Origin of the sequence: Saccharothrix espanaensis DSM 44229 (assembly GCF_000328705.1) — a bacterium.
GTDB lineage: Bacteria > Actinomycetota > Actinomycetes > Mycobacteriales > Pseudonocardiaceae > Actinosynnema > Actinosynnema espanaense.
The window spans coordinates 4,476,706-4,494,446 of record NC_019673.1 but is presented as its reverse complement, the minus strand read 5'-3'; the positions used below and the strand labels follow the sequence as shown (position 1 = coordinate 4,494,446).

Sequence of the window (17,741 nt, the reverse complement as noted above, 5' to 3'; positions counted from 1 at the left end):
CATTCCGGAAAGCGGTTCGCCGGCGCGCGGGCCGACCGGCGGCCCGGAGCGGTCGTGCGTGGCCGCGCCCGTCCTCCAGGTCGCGCACCCGTTCGGCGAGCAGTTCCAGCCGAGTGGTCAGATCCGGTTCGTCGGACATCGCCGACCCTTTCCGCTGTTTTTCGCGGAGCGCCGATACCGCGCCGCAGTGGAATGAACTTCGCCAGGACCTGGTTTTCCCTGACATCGATGTTGGCACGGTCGATCGGCCGGCGACAAGGGTCCGACCGGGAACCTACGGGTCACCCGCAAACCGGTGGCGGCACGATTGTGGCACCGGCCACGCGGGCGCGCGCAAATAGCGCAAGCCCGCCGGTGCGGGGCGCGCCGGTATTGCGCGAACCCGAAGTCGGCGGCTTGTCGGACCGACCGCCGAGGTGTTCAGGCGCAGTCGACGAGAGCCGTGCGCAGTTCCCGCCGGCCGGCGATCCCGAGCTTGTCGTAGGCGCTGGAAAGGTGGAACTCCACGGTGCGCAGCGCCAGGAAGAGTTTCGCCGCGATCTCCTTGTTGGAGTAACCCGCGATGGCCAGTCGGGCGATTCGGGCCTGCTGTCGGGTCAGCGCCGGGCGGCGGGCCGGCGCAAGGTCGACCAGCGCCCGCTCCGCCCGCGCGGCCCGGCCCGCGTCACCGACCCGCAGCGCCAGCCCCCGCGCCCGCTCCAGCCGCTGCCGGGCCGCCGGCACGTCGCCGCGGGCGGCCAGCCGGACGCCCAGCTCGTAGCTCACCCGGCCCAGTTCCGGCCACGCCTGCGCGAGTTCGAGCAGTTGGCCGGCCTCTCCGAGCAGCTCCACCTCCCGGCCGCGCGCGTCCACGATCGCCACCGCCGACAGCGCGCGTCCCACGGTCCGCGACTCGCCCCACGACACCGCCGCCGCGTACTCCTGCCGGGCCAGTGAAGAAGCCAGACCGCACCGCCCGGCGGCGAACGCAGCCAGCGCCGCCTCGCCGCGCCACGGCAGCACCGCCGGGTTCAGCACGCCCCGCGCGGTCAGCTCGCGCCCGCACTCCAGGTAGTCCGCCGCCGCGGCGTCGTACCGGTCCGCCGCCATCGCCAGCGCGCCCCGCGCGGCCAGCAGCACCGGGCGGCACGCAGCACCGGCGGCCGGCACCCGGTCCAGCCCGTGCTCGGCCGCCAACGCCCGCGCGCGATCCACCTCGCCGCACTCGGCCAGCAGCTCGACCGCCCAGCAGGCCGCCACGACCCGGGTGCCCAGCCCCGCGTCGGACCCCGCCAGCGCGCCCAGCAGGTCGTGCGCCCGGTCGACGTCACCGCACAGCCGGGCCAGCCGGGCGCGCAGCAGGGCGACCACCCCGGCGGTCTCCGGCCGGGCCGCGAGCGCCAGGCTGTGCTCGTCGGCGGTCACCAGCTCCCCGCCGTAGACCAGCGTCGACAGCGCCCGCGCCACGCACAGCTCGGCGCGCCGGCACACGTCGTCGGCCAGCGCCTCCTCCGCGCACCGGACCGCGGCCGCCCAGTCCCGCCCGGCCATCAACAGGCACAGCGCCTGTTCGGCGGCGCAGCGGTGCGGCGGACGGGCCGGTCCGACCGGGCCGGCGGCGCGGTTCCGAGGTCGCCCCAACGGGAGGAACTCGTCCAACGGCACAGCCCCGCCGGCTCCCCACAGCGGTGGCCGGACCCCCGGATCACCCATCGCGCTCCCCCTCGCACAGGTCCGGCCGACCGTCCGCGCCGTGCCGGGCCAGGACGCCCACCCACCCAGCGCGGTCACTCTCAGTCGACCCCGTACAACTCACCGTAGATCGGTCGGACACCGAGTTCCAGCGCGACCAGGCCCGCGGCAGCCTGGTGGGAACGTGGTCGCCGGTCGGTGCCGGACGGCAGGGTCGATGCCTGCCGCGGCCCGGCCGGGCGGTGCGCGGCCGATCTCAGGCCATCTCCCGGAAGATTACGGCCGCCCCGAGCGCCGACTCGGCCGGCACGAACAAGTCACCCGTTTCGGCCATCCGGAACGGGCAGGACTGCGCGCGGAGGTGGCGGGCGGTAACCGACAGGTCCGCCACCCCCACCGTGAAGGCCACGACAGCCGGGGATGCCACCGGCCGTTCGCCCGGAAGCAGCGCGCCGAGATCGCCGTCCGCCACCAAGCTCAACCGCGCCGCGCCGAGCGGAAACACCCGGGTCACGCCCTCGCGCACCGGCTCGACGTCCAGATACCGGGCATAGCGCCGCTCCACCGCGTCCAGGTCCGCCTCGGGCACGCACAGCACGGCCTCCAGCAACGCCACCGCGCCATTGGGGTGCTCCCGCACGCGGGTCGACTGGATCTCCTGGTCGAGGTCGGCCACCACGCCGATGCGGCCCTCCGCCTCCAGCCCCGGCTGGTCACCGTCGATCTCCAAGTACCGCACGGCTTCCACCACGTCGGCTCGCACCGGCCGTCGCACGGTGTTGACCCCGCCGTGGCGCACGCCGACGTCGGCGAGGCGCGCGGCCGTGGCGTCGACGTCGGAGGAGGAGAACATCAGGATGTGCAGACCCTCGAACCGCTTGAGGCACACCGCCAGGTTGGCGCTGGTCGCGGCGATCCGGTCGAGGAGCACCGGCAGCACGTCCGGCGGGGCCTGCAGCGGGACGATCTTCGCGTCCTCGGGAATCCGTGCGCCCTCGCCGACGCAGGTCGCCACCTCGACGAAGTCACGGGCGAAGTCGGCGTGCGTGTTGGCCGCCCCGAACGGCTCCGGCGCGGAACCGCCCGGCGGGACCATCGCGGGGTAGGCGGGCGGCGGCACGTCGAAGCCGAGACGCCGATAGAGGTCCAGCGCCTCGGCCAAGTCCCGCACGACGTGCCCGACGTGGTGCAGACCGGTGATGTCGGAAGCCATGCGGACCAACGTATCCCGACCCGCGGCCGGCCTACGCGCAGGTCTTGCGCAGGATGGTTCCGGACGTGCCGGCCAAGGTCACCGAGGAGACCTTCGCGCCGCGCTCGTCGGTGTAGCTCGTGCCGAGCTTGAGGCGCACCGGTTCGGTCTTGTCCTTGTTGGCGTTCACGATGACCGTGCCGCAGGCGAAATCGCGCCGGAACACGTTGGGCGACACCGAGCGGTACGCGCCGGAGGCCCTGCCCAGGTTCCAGTCGTACATGGCGCTGCGCGCGGTCGGGTCGCCGTAGTCGTCGGTGTTCTCGATCTCGGAGATCGCGGCCTTGTCGCCCAGCGCCAGCAGGTAGCTGGCCATCGCGTAGCGCTGCGGCCGATCCTGGCCGGGGCTGAAGTGCGGCTGGACCAGGGTGATCTTGCCGCGCGCCTCGTTCGAGGCGATCTCCGCGACCTGGCGGCTCCAGCCCTGGTCGTACTCGGGCAGCAGGTTCCTGTTGTCGAACGTCAGCCACCACTCGTCGAAACCACCGTCGAGGTGCTCGGTGTAGGCGTCCCACGCCCCGTTGTGCAGTCGCGCGTTGGAGAGGTTCGCGACCGTCTTCAGGTTCGCCCCGGCGAACCGTGCCTTCAGGTTGGCCAGCATCGACTTGTAGGCGCTCTGGAACTTCGCGTCGGTCGGGTACTTCGGCGGGCAGACACCCTCGTGGTAGGCGTCGCACGGGAAGAGCGCGTTGTCCATGAACACGCCGTCGAACCCGGTCACCCGGGCGTCCGCGATCACGTTTGCCGCCCAGGCGTTCTGGTAGGTGGTGTTGCCGACGTCCATCTGCCAGTGCCCGGAGTACCCGCTGTACTCCAACCGCTTGCCGGTCGGCCCGAGCAGGAACCACTCGGGGTGGTTCTGGTCGGCGGCGCAGTAGCCGACCCCGGCCGGCAGGTACTTGTCGTCCACGCCGCCCTTGCAGGCGTAACTGCGGGTCGAGGAGAGGTCTTTGTAGACGTAGACCTGCACCTTCGGATTGCTCGCCTTGAGCTTCTTGAGCAGGCCGCCCTCCCACGCGTTGAGCACGACGTACTTGTGCCGCTTCGCCTCGGTCGCCGCCATCGAATCGCTCACCGGCGTGCTGTTGAGGTGCAGCCAGAACGACTGCGCGTCCCCCACTCCGCCATAGCTGTCCGCGCGTCCGTCCACGGTAGGAGTTCCTACCGCATTCGCCGTCGTGCCGGGCACGACCACCAGTGCCGCCGTGACGGCGACCACCCCGAGCAGCCCGGTCAACCGTCCACGGCCACGCCGCCCGCCCATGGACTCGGATTGGAAACTGGTCATGGTTCACCTCGCCGAACGCTCGCCACCCGATCCCGGCGACTGCGGCCGCCGAATGTGAGACTGTGTCCGCTTTCGCCGATGACGCAGGTCAGCGGCCCCGGGAGCGTGGCGATCCTCACAGCCCGGCGCGGTCGAACCCGCCCTGTCCACTGTGCTGCGGATACCCGAGCCACCTTCGCCGAACCTTGCGCGCGGCACCGTGGAAAGAATTCCCACGACAGTGGACAAAGGCCGGAAATGCGGTTTGAACCGTGAATCAGGGGCATCCCGCAAGCTCAATCCGGGAAAACGCCTGGTATGACGGGGTCGCCAAAACCGCGGCGATGGGCGGGCACGGATCGGGCGTGCCTACGGGGAGTGGGATCGCGAACCCCGGCGCGGACCGGACTACCACGTTCGGCCCACTGCGGTGGTGTCGGGCAGTGCGTTCGACGCGTTCGACACGCCACCCGACACGGATGCGCGAGGACAGGCGGCCGAAGCGAACACGCGAACAGCGGATAAGGAGTCGGCCTCCCGCAGGAGGACGCCGATGCACCCCGATCCACGCCAGGACCGGCCCGCCGGCATCCGGCCGACGTCCAACCGGCCGGATGCCCGGGGCGCGCCGGTGGATCGGCGGCGCGCACCGGGGCCGAGGTCGGGTTACACCGGACTCACCGCGTCGAGCCACGATCGGCGTGCGACGGTGCGGGTGAACTCGCGGACGTGCAGGCCGGCCCGCAGCCACGCCGTGGGGAACGCGTCGCCGGCGTCGCGCACCACCCGGCCGAACGCGTCGCGCTCCCGGTCGCGGGCGGAGAGCGCGAGGTCGGCCAGGAGGTCGGCGGTCGTGGTGAGACCGTTGCGCGACAACGTGGCGATGTCGCGCGAGGCCGACGCGACGGCGGCCACCGCCCGGCCGCCCAACGTCACGCGGTGCAGGACGTTCTCCAGCGGCCGCAGCGGCGGCGGCACCCGGTCGGTCGGCTCGGGGCGCGGCGGCAGGTCGCGCGCGTCACCCCTGACGTGCGAGCGTTGCAGCCGGTCCAGCCCCAGGTCGACGTGCCCTTGCAGGTCGGCGGGCAGCGCCAGGTCGCCGGAGACGGCCAGGGCTACCGCGGTACCCGGCCGGTCCGGCCGGAGCCGGGCCACGAACCGCAGGTCGACGCCGCCGGCGGTGGCCAGCACGCGCAGGTTCTCCCGCGTGCGGTCGCCGTCGCCGATCAGGTCCAGCGTGCCGGCCGCCGTCGCCAGGCGCAGCGCGCTGCCCGCCGCGCCGAGCACCGTGCCCTCGACGAACAGCAGGTCCGCGCCCGCCGGGCGGTGGGTGTCCGGCCGGGTGCCCGCCTGGAAGGCGCGGGTCACCTGGTCGACCACCGGTTCGGCCCACAGCCGCGCCGGCGGGTCGGCGTCCCACCTCACGCCGGACGCCCGCACCGCCCGGACCGCCTTGCCCGCGCCGAGCCGCCGGTCCGGCGAGGCCGTGCCGCCCGCCAGCAGCAGACCCACCCGACCCAGTTCGCGGTGGGAGAGCCCGGACTCGCCGACCGCCACCGGGCCACCGGCGGCAGCCGACACCCGCTCCGGCCCGCCCGGCATGATCGCCGGGACGGTCCAGAGCCCGCCCGCGTCGTCCACGAGGTGCGTGACCACGCCGCCGTAGCCGGAGGTGGTGACCACGGCCTCGGTGCACAGCCCGTACAGCCGCAGCGAGCCGATCGGGCGGTACTCGCGGCGGGCCGTGCCGCGCAGTTCGGACGTGGCCTCCGGCGCGGTGCGCAGGTCGTGGCACAGCAGCAGCAGGTCCACCAGTTCGGCGGTGAGGACTTCGCGGTCGAACGTCGAGTCGCCCGCCCGCGCCCCGGCCAGCGCCGAGGCGATCCGCAGCCCGGCCGCCGACGCCCGGTGCAGGCCGACGACCCGCGCGGTGTGCACGGCCCGAAGCAGCTCGGCCCGCACCACCGCGCCACTGCCCTGCGCACCCGCGCGCAGGACCGTTGTGCACGCCTCCCACAACGCCGTCGCGGCACCACGTTCGCCCGCCGTCACGGCGACGGGCAGTTCGGGCAGCGCCTCCGCCACACCGCCTGCCACGCCCGTCCCAGCCAGGCCGGTCATCGCACCTGGCGCGGTGCTGCCGGCCGTCGCGGTGCCGCCAGCCGTCGCGGTGCCGCCGGGTGTCGAGCCGGGCGGCCCGTCGTGTACCTGGTCGGGCGGCGGGTCGGCGGGGTCGTCGGCCGGTGCGTCGGCCGCGATCGGGGCGGCCGCCACCGCCACGCCGCGGTGCAGGCACCGAGGCGCGAGCAGGCAGCTGCACACCAGGTCGTCGGCGGTGGTCAACGCGCCGGCGACCAGGGTCCAGGTCAAGGTGGTGTCGGCGTCCAGTTCGGCTCGCGCCGACTCGCCCGACGCCGTCACCTCCCACGCCGCCGCCTTGTCCAGCGCGGTGTCGATCCGCTTGCGCAGCCGGGGTGGGAGCGCGTCGAGCACGTCCGCCACCACCGCGGGTGCCACCGGGGGCAGGGTCATCCGCGCACCTTCTCCCCCACCCAGCGGGCCAGTTCGGGCGGGCTCAGCGCGGCGACCGGCATCCCGGCCGCCACCAGCGCGCCCGCCACCGACGTCGAGTAGCGCGCGACGCCCTTGTCGTCCAAGCTCGCGCAGCCCAGCACCGTCACCCCGGAGGACACCAGTTCGCGCACCTGCCCGACCAGTGACGACACCGGCCCTCCCTCCTCGAAGTCGCTGACCAGCACGACCATCGTCCGTTCCGGCACGGTCACCATCGAGCGGGCGTGCCGCAGCGCGCCCGCGATGTGCGTGCCACCGCCGACCCGCACCTCCAGCAGCAGCGACAGCGGGTCGGAGACCCGGTCGGTCAGGTCGACCACCTCCGTGGAGAACGCCAGGAAGTGCGTCGACAGCGACGGCACCCCGGCGAACACCGCGGCGGTGAGGGCCGACCAGACCGTGGACGCCTCCATCGAGCCCGACACGTCCACCACGAGCACCAGCCGCCAGTCCGCCGACCGCCGGCCCCTGGTGCGGAACACCGGGCGTTCCGGCACGACCAGCACCCGGCCGTCCTGGTCGCGGCGCGCCGTGGCCAGGTTCGCCCGCAGGGTGCGCGGCAGGTCGAGCTTGCCGCCCGGCCGGCGGGTCGGCACCGGCAGTTGGATGCCGGTCAGCGCCGGGCGCACCCGGTTGGCCAACTGCGCGGTGAGCTCCCGGACCAGCCGCTCCACCAACGGCCGCAGGCGGGCCAGCGCGTGTTCGGAGAGCCCGCCGGCCAGCGAGAGGACGCTGCGCAGCAGTTCGACCGACGGCCGCACCGACGCCGCGTCGATCTCCAGCGCGGCCTCCAGCCGACCGCCTTCCGCGGCGGCGGCCAGCACCTCTTCCCGGACCCGGTCGCCGAACAGGGCGACCAGTTCGTCCGACCACTCCCGGACGTCCGGGAACGGAGCGGACAAGTCCGCACCGAGACCGCCGCCGGTCACCGCGCCCTCGCCCCGTTCCAGCCCGTAAAGCTCGTCCAGGGCGGCGGCGTACCGCGCACCCCCGGCCGGGCGGTCGCCGCGCGTGCCGAGGACCAGCCGCCACCGCAGCGCGGCGGTCAGCGACCCCGGCTCCGCAACGCCGTCATCCACGATCGGCCCGTCGACACCGGCCGCACCCTCCGCCGCGGAAGGACCGTCCACAGCGACCGCCTTGTCCAGAGTGGACGAAGGGTTCGCAGCGGGTGGTGAATCCGCAGTGTGTGGTGAGTCCGTGGTCGGCGGACGGGACTCGGCAGTGGTCGTGATGTCCGTGTCACCGCTGGCCGTCATCTGCGCTTCGGGCGGCGATTCTTCATCCTTTGTGGACAGTTTCGGGCGCGTGAGGTGGTGGCTTCGCAGCGCTTGCGCCGCGGTGTGCTCGGCGTCCAGCCAGACGGCGAGCAGTTCCGGGTCGACGGCCCCGTGGGCGTCCACGCGGTCACCGGTGCGCTGCTCGACCACCGCCAGCACCCGGCCCCGCGCGGCCGGGCCGATGGAGGTGAACGCTCCCCGCAACGCGGGCAGGCGTTGCAGGAAGTCCTTGTCCCCCAGCGCTTCCACCCGGGCCAGCAGCGGTTCGAGGGCTTCGGTCGTCTCCAGCAGCGGAGTCGCCGCCGCCAGGACGCCGGTCAGCCCCTGCTTGAGCACCAGCCGGCGGTCCGGCGTGGTCGCGGTGTCGATCCAAGAGGCGATCCGCCCGCCCAGTTCGGCGGGGGTCGCGAGCCCGAGCAGGACCCGGGCCGCACCGGCCGCGCCCGCGATCAGCGGGACGCCCTCGTCGGCCAGGTGCCGCAGGGTCGCGGCCAGCCGGATGCCGGTCCCGCGCAGGTCGTGCCGCTGGCCCAGCTCGACCAGGGCGTGCGCGTCCGCCGGGTCCTCGGAGCCGGCCAGACCCGCCACCTGGGCGACCGCCGCCGTCTCCAGTTCCCGGGCCAGCAGCGGGTGTTCGTCGAGCACACCCGCCGGCGTGCCGGGCACGTGGCCCGCGCGCAACCGGTCCAGCAGGTCCAGGCCCGCGAGCAGGTCCCGCAATGTCCCGGCACCCGGCAGCACCGTCCCGACGTCGGACAGCACTTCCCGCACCAGTTCGGGCAGGCCGCACGCGGCGGCGTCCGCCAGGTCGGCCAGCACGTCGGCCGGCGTGTGGCCGGCGACCCGCTCCCGCTCCGCCCGTCGGGCCCGCAACCGCCCGAGGGCGGCCTGGTCGAGCGTCGGGCCCCACAGCCCGGCCACCGGCAGCGTTGCCGCCGTGGACGGGGTCCACGTCGCGGTCCAGCGGGTGGTCAACGCGTCACCGCCACCGACACCCGTGGTCGCCGTGTGCTCGGCGTAGGGCACACCCAGCACCCCCAGGCGGCGCAACGTGATCTCGCGGCGCGCGTCCAGGTCCGAGCGCAGCGGGTCGAGGCGGAGCGTCGCCGGTTCCCGCGCGTCCGGGCCCGGCAGCCGCAGCTCGGCGAGCACGGTCTCGACCGCCGGGGCCAGGCCGGATCGCGGCGTGCCCGGGGCGAGCACGCCGGACCGGCGGCCCACCAGGACGTCGCCGGCGGCGCGGGCGACGACCCGGCCCCGGCCGAGCGGTTCGGCGTGGGTCAGCACGCTCTGCACCGCCTCCACCACCTCGCCACGCCCCGGCGCGGGCAGCCCGCGCAACCGGGCCAGGTCGATCGCCAGCCGGAGCGCCTCGCGGGCCTCGCCGGGCCCGGCCGGGTGGCCGAGCTCCCGGACACGCGAGCAGATCCGCACGATCACCGAGGCGGCGGCGAACTCGACCGCCGCCGGATCGCCCCCGGCCTCCAGGACCGCCTGCTGCCACTCCGGGTCGCGAATGCCCGCCGGGTAGCCGGACCGCTCGTCGAGCAGCGCGAAGCCGTACGGGACGAGCGAGGTCACCACGTCCTGGTCGGCGGGCACGTCGTCCGGCGCGGCCGGGCCGTCCAGCAGGGCGGCAGCGTGGAACGACCCGATCACCGCGGCGACCCGACGCCCGTCCGCACGGGCCACCGCCCGCCGCATCCACTCCTCGCGGCGCAGGTCGAACCGGTCCACACCGGACCCGCCGGAGGCGTCCCGGCGCAGCGCCCACCCGACCAGCAGCGCCGCCCGCCGGACCGCCTCGGCGGTCTGACCCGGTGCGGACGCCTCGACCAGCCGGTCCCACAGGTCGTCGCCGTCGCGGCCGGTCACCGACCGGCGCAGGGCGTCGGCCAGCGGCGACACCCCCGGACCGGAGCCCGAGTGGCCGCCGTCACGGGCCGCCAGCGGGAGGTCGCACGGACGGACCTCCACACCGTTGCGGTAGGCCCAGCGGATCGCGGCCAGCTCCGGCGAGAAGTCGGCGAACGGGTAGAACGCCAGGCTCCCCCCGCCGCGCCGCGCGCCGGACAGCGCGACCGGCGCGGTGAGCTGCGGGTCGGCCAGGTGCGGCAGCCACTCGCCGAGCTCCTCCGGCAGTTCGATCAGCAGCAGTTCGGGATCGGCCGCTTCGAGCAGCTCGGGCACCACGGCGGCGAGGGCAGGCGAGTGGTGCCGCACCCCGATCAGGTACGGCTCGCGGTGACCGGCCAGCCGCTCGGCGACGGCCAGGTCGTCCTCCGCCGGCCCGCTGACGAACGACCCGACGCCGCCCGCCGACGCCCCGCCGGACTCCGCCGCAGCGTCATTGTGCTGAGCGTCGTTATCCCCAGCGCTGTTGTCCCCGGCGCCGTTGTTCCCAGCGCTGTTGTCCCCGGCGCCGTTGTTCCCAGCGCTGTTGTTCTCAGCGGTGCGGACCGAGGACGACAGGGCACGGCGCGACGACGGCACGGCGGCGGCAGGCGCGGGATCGGGCGGGAAGGCTCGCGCGGCAACGGTAGCGGGCGGGCCCGCCGACGCGGAGTGCGCGTCGGCGGACCACGAACCGTTCCGGACCACGGTGGGGTCAGGCGTCGAGGACGTCACGGAGCTCCCACAGCCTGCGCCAGGTGCGTGCGCCGGTCTCGGCGCGGCGGCGCACCGCGCCGTCCCAGTAGCCCAGCAGCCGGGCCGCGTCGCCCGGGTCGTCCTTGCGGACCACGCCGAGCAGGTGACCGGGCAGCAGCGACAGCGGGTCGCGGTCGCCGGGGAAGTAGGCGTCGGCCAGTCCCAGCGAGGTCGCCACCGACACCGCCTCGGCGGTGCTCATCACGGTGGAGGGCCGCTCGACCGCCCAGCCCTCTTCCGAGATCCCGTTGCGCAGGTCGCGGAACGCCGTGACCAGGACCTCCAGCACCACGTCGTCCACCGCGAACGGCGCCTGCACGCGGTCCAGCGCCGCCGTGGCCTGCCGGCGGACCAGGTCGGTCTCGGCGGCGAGGTCGCCGATCGGGCCGACCGCCTCGAAGTTGAACCGGCGCTTGAGGGCGGCCGACATCTCCGACACGCCCCGGTCGCGCAGGTTCGCGGTGGCGATCACGGTGAAGCCCGGCGCGGCGTGCACCGTCGAGCCGTCCGTGCCGGACAGCTCGGGCACCGAGATCCGCCGGTCGGACAGGATCGACACCAGGGCGTCCTGCACCTCGGGCAGGCAGCGGGTGACCTCTTCCACCCGCACCACGCCGCCGGTCCGCATCGCGGTCAGCACCGGCGAGGGCACCAGCGCGCGCGGGCTCGGGCCCTCGGCGAGCAGCATCGCGTAGTTCCAGCCGTAGCGCAGCTGGTCCTCGGTGGTGCCGGCGGTGCCCTGCACGGTGAGCTGGCTGCTGCCGCACACGGCGGCGGCGAGCAGTTCGGACAGCATGGACTTGGCCGTGCCGGGCTCGCCGACCAGCAGCAGCCCGCGCTCGCCCGCCAGCGTGACGACCGCGCGTTCCACCAGCGCCCGCTCGCCGACGAACTTGGCGCTGATCACCAACCGGGTCGGCAGGCCCGCCACCGGCTTGGGCAGCGCCAGCGCGTCGCCCGCGCTGCCGGTGATGAAGGTGACGACCGCGCGTGGCGTGAGCCGCCAGCCGGGCGGCTTGCGGCCGTCGTCGTAGGCGGCCAGGAACGCCAGCTCCTCGGCGTGCGCGTCCTCGGCCGGGTCGATCTGCCGTGCGGCGGTCACCTGCGTCCTCCGGTCTTGAGCTCCTCGTAGGCGGGCGTGTCGCCGTCCAGCACGCGCCGCCAAGCGCGAACGAACAGGTCGGCGACGGGCTCGCGGGGCACCACCACACCCTGCGGGTGGCGGGTGAAGCCGAACATCGGCGCCTTCCACGACTCCAGCGGCAGGTGCGGGCTCGACAGCGCGAGCCACCCGCCGGGCAGGAACAGCGAACGGCCCGCGCGGGCCCGTTTCGCGGTCAGCACCAGGTCGGTCTCGGCCAGCTCGGTCCGCGCCTTGCGCAGCCGCGCGGGCTTCCAGCCGGTCCACCGGGCCACGTTCGCGTCGGTCGGGTCGGGCAGCGCGAGCAGCTGGAGGTAGAGCGCGGCCGCGTCCTCGCCCAGGCCGAACCTCCCGACCACCTCGGCCACCAGCTCCGGGGCCGGGACCTGGTGGTAGGCCTGCGGGTCACCGGTCGGCGGCACGGCGCACGCCGCCGCCACGGCCGGGTCGCCGAGCAGGGCCAGCGCCTGCCCGACTTCCTGCGAGCTGGTCAGCTCGATCAGGGCGGCGAGCACGTCGCGGTCCTCGGGCCCGACCCGACCGGGCCGCACCACCACCCGGCAGTACTCCTCGTACGTGCCCAGCAGGTGCAGCCAGTCCTTGTGGTGCACGGCCTCGCCCACCGCGGGCATGGCGAAGCCGAGCAGGGCGTGCAGCCCCTCGTGGTGGACCCAGCCGCCCAGGTCGAGGCCGAACTTCGGGTCGGCCACCCCCTGCCGGGCCAGCGCCAGCGCCCGGGTCAGGCCGGTGCGCAGCGGCGAGCCCGCCGGGAGGCGGTAGGCCAGCCACAACAACGCCTGCGGCACGGCCCTGAGCCTGAACTCGCTGAACCCGTCGCGGTGGTAGCCCTCCATGGCCGCGCCCTTGATCCGCGTCTCGCTGACCTCGTTGAGCCAGACGACGTTCTCCGGGTCGAGCAGGGCGGTGACGTACTCGCCCGGGTCGGACACCGTCAGCAGCTTCGACGCGTCGGCCAGCACGTCGTCGGGCACCGAGCGGCGGCGGCCCTGGGCCGCGATCCACACCTCGGCGACGGCCGCGGTGTCCGGGCCGGTGGTCCACAGGTCGGCCGGGTCGGCGGGCACCGACGCGTCCAGCAGGCGGTGCCGGAAGTCGTCGGACAGCGGCCGCAGCCGCTCCTTGGCGGTCTTCGCCCCCGCCGCGGACAGGTCGATCCGCCGCCGCTCGTCGGCGGACAGGTACGCCGCGTCCCACCGGTCCACACCGGACATGCCCGCCAGCAGCACGGTGGCCACGGCCGTGCCCAGGCCGGTCGCCTCCGCCAGCGCGGGCACCGCCTCCGGGTGCCACGGCGCCGGGCCGCGCTCGGCGAGCACCGCCAGGAACCTGGTGATCCGCTCCGGGCCGAAGCCCGGGCGGATCTCCTCGGCGTAGTCGATCTTCCACTTGCGCGGCAGGTCGAACGTGCCGGGGGTGCGGGTGAACTGGACGCCGTCGTAGCGGTTGGGCGCGTCGCGCCGCCACTGCTCGGCGACCAGGGCGAGGAAGCCGTCCTTGACCGGGATGACCCGGTGCAGCGGCTTGGCCTCGCCGTTCGGCACCACCACGCCGACCCGACGCCAGTGGCCGGTGCCCGCGGCCAGGCCGCTGTCCGCGACCGACCGGAGCACCAGCACCGCCGCCTCGCGGACCTCGTCCGAGGTCAGCGGGGACGCCGCGCGGTGCGCGACCGAGCCCAGCACGGGCAGCAGGTCGACCCACCCGGCGGCGGTCGTCTCGGGCAGGGCCCGCTCCTCCGGCTTCGGCCGGGCCGCCGTCTCGGCGAGGGCCGCCAGCAGCTCGGGCAGGGTGGTGCGCAGGTTCGTGCGGCTGGAACGGTTGTTGCCGAACCAGCTCAACGCCGCGGTCACGTCGTCCTCGCCGACCACCGCGCCGGCCGGGGCGAAGATCGCCGGGTCGACCTTGCGCGCGCCCGCCGCGATCTCGGCGTAGGCCCGGTAGCCGCGCAGCAGCTTCGCGGCCCGCCGGACCACGTCCAGCACGCCCGCGAGCAGCGCCGGGTCGGTGAGGCCGGGCAGCGCGTCACCGACCGCCGCCGCCAGGTCGTCGCGCTCGCCGCGGACCAGGGCGAGCAGCCGCTTGCGCCGGCTCTTCTTCTCGCCCTGCTCGGCCAGGGCCGCCGCGAGCATCGAGTCCACGGCCTTGCGGGTCACCGCGCGCAGCGCGGCGGAACCGGCCTCGTCACGCGGTCGCAGCAGGTGCCACCAGTCCAGCGGCGGCACCAACGGCGTGCCGGCGGCGTACTTGTCGTGCTTGTCGCCGTAGCGGACGGTGCCGAGCAGGACGCCCTCGTCGTCGAGCAGGTTCGCCGAGTCGTCGTCGGTGGCCAGCACCAGCCGGCCACCCGGCACGGTCAGCACGCCGGCGGGCCTGCTCGACCCCCTGGGCAGTCGGGCCCGGCGGCCGTCGACGCCCTCCCCCAGCCAGGAGCCGTCGGCCTCCTTCCGCACCCGCCAGCCGTGCAGACCACCCGCCGCGCCCAGCGGGCTGCCCGCCGTCGCCGGGTCGGCCGGCCGCAGGTCGCACCGCGCGAGTTCGAGCTTCGCGCCGTCGGCGGCGAAGTCCTCCAGGAAGCGGGGCAGGCTCGACCGGCCGAGTTCGCCGGTCGCCGGGTCGACCTCGCTCCAGCGCCATTCGTTCTCGCGCCACACGTAGGTCCACTGCGACGTGCCGTCACCGTAAGCCTGACGCCCCTGGGTGATCACGGTGTCGCCCGGCCGCGCCGCGCGGCGGCCGGCGAACCGGGAGCCGTCGGGCAGCGCGATCGACGGGAAGGCCTGCTCGCGCCGGTAGTACGGGCTGGTGCCCGGGTCCGGGTCGAAGACGTGGTCGGGCGCGTCGCTCCAGTACGCCCGCCCGTCGTCCGACCCGTGCCAGCGGACCAGCAGCGTCCCGTCGAACCACACCGCGTTCGGGCTGTAGCCCCACGAGTGCCGGTCGTCGGCCGGGATGCGCGCCACGTGCTCGGCCAGCACGCCGTCGGGACCGGCCACCACGAACGTCTCGCCGCGCCGCAGCACCAGCGCCGGCCAGCCCTCGCCGGCGATCGCGGTCTCCTCGTCCTTGGCCGGCTTCTCGGCGGACAGCCGGGCGACCGCCTCCTCCAGCGCGGGCCAGCCCAGCTCGTCGAACAGACCGGTGCGCAGGGTGTGGTGCAGGGCGGCGGCGACGTCGGTGGCGGCCAGCGCGTCGGCGGCCTCCGGGACGTCGGCGAACGCCTCGGGCAGCCGGAGCACGGTCAGCGCGTCGAGGTGGTCGCCCAGCGCGGGCAGGCCGGCGGCGGACGTCGCGGTCTTGCGGGTGATCCAGTCACGCAGCGCCCGGCGCAGGCCCGGCACGGACACCGCGGCGGTCAGCACGTCGGCGGCGACGACGTTCTTGCGGGCCGCGTTGCGCAGGTAGTCGACCAGGCCCTGGCCCAGGCCGCGGCCGAGGAAATCGTCCCCGGCCAGCGCCGTCAGGTCGCGGCGGCCCTCGCCCTCGTCGGACAGCCAGTCCGACACGTTCACGCTGACCTCGTCGCGGTCGATCGGCTGGATCGGCACGCCGTGCGCCACCAGCACGTCGAGCAGGTCCAGCTCGTCCTGCCGCCAGCCGACCAGCGCCTTGACCGGCACGCCGTCGGCGGCCAGCCGGGGCGCCATCGCCTCGACCAGGTCGAGCACGACGGTGGAGCGGCCGGTGGAGCGCCAGCCGCTGTCGCGGACCGAGATCACCGACGCCAGCCAGCCCGCGGCGTCGACCTCGGTGCCGGGCTCGACCAGCGCGCGGGTCGCGCCGCACGCGGCCAGGATCTCCAGCCAGGTGTCCAGGGCGGCGACCGACGCGGGCACGAAGGTCAGCAGCGTCGCCCGGATCTCCTCGTCCCGGGTCGCCAGCCGCACCAGCGACTCCCGGTAGGACTTCCAGAACGCGACGCCCGCGCGGCTCACCGACGCGCTCTCCAGGACCGCGCGCAGCAGCCGCTCGTCCTCCTCCTTCAGGTCGCGCTTGGCCGCCTTGGCGAGCCGGCGCAGGTCCTCCGGCATCCCGGTGTACGGCGGCAGGCCGCCGCGGGTGCGCTCCACGCACAGCGTCACGAACAGCTCGTACGCCGGCTCCGGCTCGTACTTGCGGGCCAGGCCCTTGGAGTGCGCGGACAGCGCCTTCGCGGTCAGCGCGCCGGCGAAGGCGAACTCCAGGAACACCTCGCGGATGCGCTCCGGGTCGGCCTGGAGGTCGTGCACCTCCTCCGCCTCGCGCGCCTTGCCGAACATGCTCGCGGCGTAGGTGTGGTTGCCGTGCTGGAGGAAGATCCGGCCGGCCTGCTCGTAGAAGGTGGGCAGGAAGTGCGGCGCGGACCGGCCGAGCATCTCGCCCAGCGCGGTGAAGCCGTCCTTGGCGGCACCGGCCCGGGACTTGGCGGTGCGGGCCAGCCGCTCCACGTCCTTGACCAGGTTGAGCGCGTGGTGGGCGTTGGCCGGGTCGTTGACCAGGGCCCAGGCCGGGAAGCCGAGCGCCTCGCGCCGGCCGGTGCCGACCTCGGCGACCCGTTCCGGCTCGCCGAACCCGAGGAACTCGCAGGTCAGGTCTTCGGCGCGACCGAGGACCGCGGGCACCAGGCGGACCACGACGCGGTCTTCGAGCGCCGCGTGCCGGTACCGGCGGGCGGTGATCGTGTCGCGGTCCTCGCCCTCGGCGGTCGTGCCCGGCAGCACCGCGCCCGCGCCGATGAGCGCCTTCTCGTCCGTACTCACCGGGACACCGCCTCCTCGACGACGCGGCCGGCGTGGACCGCCGAGGCCATGCGCATTCCCTCGGACCACGCGACCGGCCCGACCTCCGACAGCGGCAGCCCCACCCCGTTGTCCAGCGTCCAGCTCAGCCCGCCGGTCCAGGTCTCGCCCTCGGGGTAGTCCGAGCCGATCCAGAACCGCGCCTCGACCACCCGGCCGTCCTCGAACGCCGAGTACACCGCGTCGCCGCCGCGCACCGGGTAGCCGAGCGTGCGGCACCGACCCAGCGCGTGGTTGAGCTGCTCGAACTTGGCGCCGGAGAAATCGTCCACGGAGGTCTTGCCGGCCGCGTGCGGCCGGCGCGCGAAGGTCTGCCGGAACAGCTGCTGGACCTTCTGCTCGACGCCCAGCTCCGCGCCGAACTCGCGCAGCTCCTCCAAGTCCTCCAGCAGGACCGGGTGCGGGATGGACACCGTCTCGGGACGCCGCCGCACGGTGTCACCGTCCACAGTGACCACGCCCAGGCCGCGCTCGGCGTCGGCGTCGCGCAGGAAGCCGACCTCGCCGTCGGCCACCACCACGAGGTCGCGCAGCGCGGCGGCCCACGCCTCGTCCGGCCACACCTCGACGATCAGGGCGCTGGGCACCGGGAGCGACCGCACCATCCAGCCGTCCACAGCGGACAGGCACTCCGCCTCGTGCCGCGCCAGCCACTCCGCGAGCTGGCGCAGCTGCACCACCTGTGGATCGTCCTTGATGGACGCGGGCACCGAGGACAGCGCTTTGCCCTTGGCGTTGCGGGCCTGGACGCGCCCCCCTTCCCCAAGCCGCACCTGGTACCCGGACGCGGCGGCGAGCCAGCCCACGTTTCCTCCTGCGAAAAAGTCGTGATCGAACTTGATGGGCGGAGGCTAACGACGAGCACCGACAAAAGCCGCGTACCAGCCGTTTCGCAACCCCGCCGTGATCACCGGCGGGGCCCGCGGCACCCGCCGCGCGCGGGTTCGACGCAGCCGCGCGGCCGTTGGTTTCGCCGGAGCCGGACGTAGTTCGCGACCGTCGTCCGGGCGGCCGTCGCCCGACCCGGGCCGCCCGGGACGAAGCCGGGAACCCTGGAGTCCTTTCGGCAACGGCATTCCGCAGCGGCCGCAGCACGTCCGGCGATTTGTCG

General features: G+C 74.8%; 8 protein-coding genes. All 8 read right to left on the bottom strand.

Annotated elements, in window-relative coordinates; genetic code table 11:
* Positions 1–420 precede the first annotated feature (420 nt).
* The 8 genes from BN6_RS19835 to BN6_RS19800 all read right to left on the bottom strand — a co-directional run bounded on the left by BN6_RS19835 (position 421) and on the right by BN6_RS19800 (position 17,436).
* Positions 421–1,692: a helix-turn-helix transcriptional regulator gene (locus tag BN6_RS19835; RefSeq protein ID WP_015101495.1), complete on the bottom strand. Its 1,272-nt coding sequence runs from the start codon at positions 1,690–1,692 to the stop codon at positions 421–423.
* A gap of 235 nt (positions 1,693–1,927) precedes the next feature.
* Complete coding sequence (locus BN6_RS19830; RefSeq protein WP_041313349.1) at positions 1,928–2,884, bottom strand: VOC family protein; 957 nt, start codon at positions 2,882–2,884, stop codon at positions 1,928–1,930.
* A 31-nt stretch (positions 2,885–2,915) separates the two neighbouring features.
* Entirely contained in the window at positions 2,916–4,211 is a 1,296-nt protein-coding gene (locus BN6_RS19825) for a putative glycoside hydrolase family 15 protein (protein WP_015101493.1), read from the bottom strand.
* Positions 4,212–4,856: 645 nt separating this feature from the next.
* A complete protein-coding gene (locus tag BN6_RS19820; RefSeq protein ID WP_015101492.1) occupies positions 4,857–6,722 on the bottom strand; it encodes a hypothetical protein in 1,866 nt (621 codons plus the stop codon).
* Positions 6,719–10,672 (bottom strand): vWA domain-containing protein, encoded by a 3,954-nt coding sequence (locus BN6_RS19815; RefSeq protein ID WP_015101491.1) that lies wholly within the window; start codon positions 10,670–10,672, stop codon positions 6,719–6,721. The genes BN6_RS19820 and BN6_RS19815 overlap by 4 nt, the downstream gene beginning before the upstream one ends.
* Positions 10,653–11,795: an ATP-binding protein gene (locus BN6_RS19810; RefSeq protein WP_015101490.1), complete on the bottom strand. Its 1,143-nt coding sequence runs from the start codon at positions 11,793–11,795 to the stop codon at positions 10,653–10,655. Before BN6_RS19810 ends, BN6_RS19815 begins: the two co-directional genes overlap by 20 nt.
* A complete protein-coding gene (locus tag BN6_RS19805) occupies positions 11,792–16,591 on the bottom strand; it encodes a hypothetical protein (RefSeq protein WP_015101489.1) in 4,800 nt (1,599 codons plus the stop codon). The genes BN6_RS19810 and BN6_RS19805 overlap by 4 nt, the downstream gene beginning before the upstream one ends.
* Complete coding sequence (locus BN6_RS19800) at positions 16,588–17,436, bottom strand: DUF4132 domain-containing protein (protein ID WP_015101488.1); 849 nt, start codon at positions 17,434–17,436, stop codon at positions 16,588–16,590. The genes BN6_RS19805 and BN6_RS19800 overlap by 4 nt, the downstream gene beginning before the upstream one ends.
* Between the last annotated feature and the right edge of the window lie 305 nt (positions 17,437–17,741).

What these genes read in the sequence shown, in the direction of transcription:
- BN6_RS19835 (WP_015101495.1), bottom strand. Translation starts at nt 1,692, where the DNA reads ATGGGTGATCCGGGGGTCCGGCCACCGCTGTGGGGAGCCGGCGGGGCT.
- BN6_RS19830 (WP_041313349.1), bottom strand. Translation starts at nt 2,884, where the DNA reads ATGGCTTCCGACATCACCGGTCTGCACCACGTCGGGCACGTCGTGCGG.
- BN6_RS19820 (WP_015101492.1), bottom strand. Translation starts at nt 6,722, where the DNA reads ATGACCCTGCCCCCGGTGGCACCCGCGGTGGTGGCGGACGTGCTCGAC.
- BN6_RS19825 (WP_015101493.1), bottom strand. Translation starts at nt 4,211, where the DNA reads ATGACCAGTTTCCAATCCGAGTCCATGGGCGGGCGGCGTGGCCGTGGA.